At 61.6% G+C, this 3,087-nt stretch carries 3 protein-coding genes; all 3 read right to left on the bottom strand.

Annotation, left to right across the window (positions count from 1 at the left end; genetic code table 11):
- Positions 1–1,928 (bottom strand): elongation factor G (gene fusA / locus AC1DOC_RS26360; RefSeq protein WP_478130808.1); only part of this gene is annotated, 1,928 nt, incomplete at its 3' end.
- A gap of 96 nt (positions 1,929–2,024) precedes the next feature.
- Positions 2,025–2,498, bottom strand: a complete 474-nt coding sequence (rpsG, locus tag AC1DOC_RS26355) for a 30S ribosomal protein S7 (RefSeq protein WP_478130807.1) — start codon at positions 2,496–2,498, stop codon at positions 2,025–2,027.
- 153 nt (positions 2,499–2,651) lie between these two features.
- A complete protein-coding gene (rpsL, locus tag AC1DOC_RS26350) occupies positions 2,652–3,029 on the bottom strand; it encodes a 30S ribosomal protein S12 (protein ID WP_013543948.1) in 378 nt (125 codons plus the stop codon).
- Between the last annotated feature and the right edge of the window lie 58 nt (positions 3,030–3,087).

Below are 3,087 nucleotides of genomic sequence, written 5' to 3'. Positions count from 1 at the left end.
ATCATGTCGTCCATGCCCTGCACCATGCCGCGGCGTGACGAGAGGTCGCCCATCACGTTGCCGGCGTAGTCTTCAGGCGTTTCGACTTCCACGGCCATCATCGGCTCGAGGATCACGGGGTTGGCCTTGCGGGCGCCTTCCTTGAAACCGAAGATCGCGGCCATCTTGAACGCCATTTCGTTCGAGTCCACGTCGTGGTACGAGCCGAAGTGCAGCGTGACCTTGACGTCGACGACGGGGTAGCCCGCCAGCACGCCTTGCGTCAGTGCTTCCACAACGCCCTTTTCCACTGCGGGGATGTATTCGCGAGGAACCACACCGCCCTTGATGGCGTCGACGAATTCGAAGCCCTTGCCGGCTTCCTGCGGCTCGAGCTTGAGCACGACGTGGCCGTACTGGCCCTTGCCGCCCGACTGGCGCACGAACTTGCCTTCGGCTTCCTCGACGGTCTTGCGGATCGTTTCGCGGTAGGCCACCTGCGGCTTGCCCACGTTGGCTTCCACGCCGAACTCGCGCTTCATGCGGTCCACGATGATTTCGAGGTGCAGCTCGCCCATGCCGGCGATGATGGTCTGGCCCGATTCCTCGTCGGTCTTGACGCGGAACGACGGGTCTTCCTGGGCAAGGCGCTGCAGGGCGATGCCCATCTTTTCCTGGTCGGCCTTGGTCTTGGGCTCGACGGCCTGCGAGATCACCGATTCCGGGAAAACCATGCGCTCGAGCGTCACGACGGCTGCCGGGTCGCACAGGGTTTCGCCCGTGGTGACTTCCTTCAGGCCCACGCAGGCAGCGATGTCGCCGGCGCGGATTTCGTTGACTTCTTCGCGGTTGTTCGCGTGCATCTGCACGATACGGCCGATGCGCTCCTTCTTGCCGCGCACCGGGTTGTAGACGCTGTCGCCCTTGGTCAGCACGCCCGAGTAGACGCGCACGAAGGTCAGCTGGCCCACGAACGGGTCGGTCATCAGCTTGAATGCGAGCGCCGAGAACTTCTCGTTGTCGTCAGCCTTGCGGGTGACGGGGGCTTCGTCTTCGTCGGTGCCGTTGACCGGCGGAATGTCGGTCGGAGCGGGCATGTATTCGACGACGGCGTCGAGCATGGCCTGCACGCCCTTGTTCTTGAAGGCCGAGCCGCACAGCATCGGCTGGATTTCGCCGGCGATGGTGCGCTGGCGAATGGCCTTCTTGATTTCCTCTTCGGACAGCTCGCCGCCTTCGAGGTACTTGTTCATCAGCTCTTCGCTCGCTTCGGCAGCGGCTTCGACGAGCTTTTCGCGGTATTCGTTGCAGACGTCGGTCAGGTTCGCGGGGATTTCACCGTAGGTGAAGGTCACGCCCTTGTCTTCGTCCCAGATGATGGCCTTCATCTTCACGAGGTCGACGATGCCCTGGAAGTGCTCTTCGGCACCGATCGGGATCTGGATCACGACGGGGTTGGCCTTCAGGCGGTCCACCATCATCTGGCGCACGCGCAGGAAGTCGGCGCCGGTGCGGTCCATCTTGTTGACGAACGCGAGGCGCGGAACCTTGTACTTGTTGGCCTGGCGCCAGACGGTTTCCGACTGGGGCTGCACGCCGCCGACCGCGTCGTACACCATGACGGCGCCGTCCAGCACGCGCATCGAGCGCTCGACTTCAATGGTGAAGTCCACGTGGCCGGGGGTGTCGATGATGTTGATGCGGTGTTCTTCGAACTTGCCGGCCATGCCCTTCCAGAAGCAGGTGGTGGCAGCCGAGGTGATCGTGATGCCACGCTCTTGCTCTTGCTCCATCCAGTCCATCGTGGCGGCGCCATCGTGCACTTCACCGATCTTGTGGTTCACACCGGTGTAGAACAGGATGCGCTCGGTCGTCGTGGTCTTGCCGGCGTCGATGTGCGCGGAGATGCCGATGTTGCGGTAGCGCTCGATGGGGGTCTTGCGGGACATGATTTACTTTCGGGTTAAATGCGTTGAGCGCTGGGCCTTGAGCACGGGCGACGTCGCCCGACACTCAACACCCAACGCCCAAGCGAAGTTTGATTCTTAGAAGCGGAAGTGGCTGAATGCCCGGTTGGCTTCTGCCATGCGGTGCACTTCGTCGCGCTTCTTCATGGCGCCGCCACGGCCTTCCGTGGCTTCCATCAGCTCGTTGGCCAGGCGCAGGGCCATCGACTTCTCACCGCGCTTGCGGGCGGCTTCCTTGATCCAGCGCATCGACAGGGCGAGGCGGCGGACCGGGCGGACTTCGACCGGCACCTGGTAGTTCGCACCACCGACGCGGCGCGACTTGACTTCGACCATCGGCTTCACGTTGTTGATGGCAACGGTGAAGGCCTCGAGCGGGTCCTTGTCGGGGTTCTTCTTTTCGATGAAGTCGAGCGCGCCATAAATGATGCGCTCGGCAACAGCCTTCTTGCCGCCTTCCATGATCACGTTCATGAACTTCGACAGCTCGACATTGYCGTACTTGGGATCCGGCAGGATTTCACGTTTGGGGACTTCGCGACGACGTGGCATTTTTCTAACCTCTTTGCTTCAGTTGGCATCGTTTCCGATACCGCGAGAGCCATTCCGGACTCTCACTTACTCGACCCGACATTGGGTCACTTCGTTCGATGTGCCCGCCAAGGCAACCGAACACCGCTTGTTTGTTTTCTACGACAGGAAGGCTTAAGCCTTCTTGGGACGCTTCGCGCCGTACTTGGAACGCGACTGCTTGCGGTCTTTCACGCCTTGCAGGTCGAGCGAACCGCGCACGATGTGGTAGCGAACACCGGGCAAGTCCTTGACACGACCGCCGCGAACCAGCACGACGCTGTGTTCCTGCAGGTTGTGGCCTTCGCCGCCGATGTAGGAGATGACTTCGAAGCCGTTGGTCAGGCGGACCTTGGCAACTTTACGAAGCGCCGAGTTGGGCTTCTTGGGCGTCGTGGTGTAGACGCGGGTGCAGACACCGCGGCGTTGCGGCGAGTTCTGCATGGCAGGGCTCTTCGAATTGATCTTTTCGACCGTTCGACCCTGACGCACCAGTTGATTGATGGTTGGCATGAATGAATTAGTCCCAAAACAACCCGGCCCTGGCTGTGAAGCCGCCCCTGCCTTGTCG

The sequence above is a fragment of the Variovorax sp. 01T439_2 genome (genome assembly GCF_056398445.1).
The sequence above is the reverse complement of the archived record's forward strand: the minus strand, read 5'-3'. Positions and strand labels throughout refer to the sequence as shown.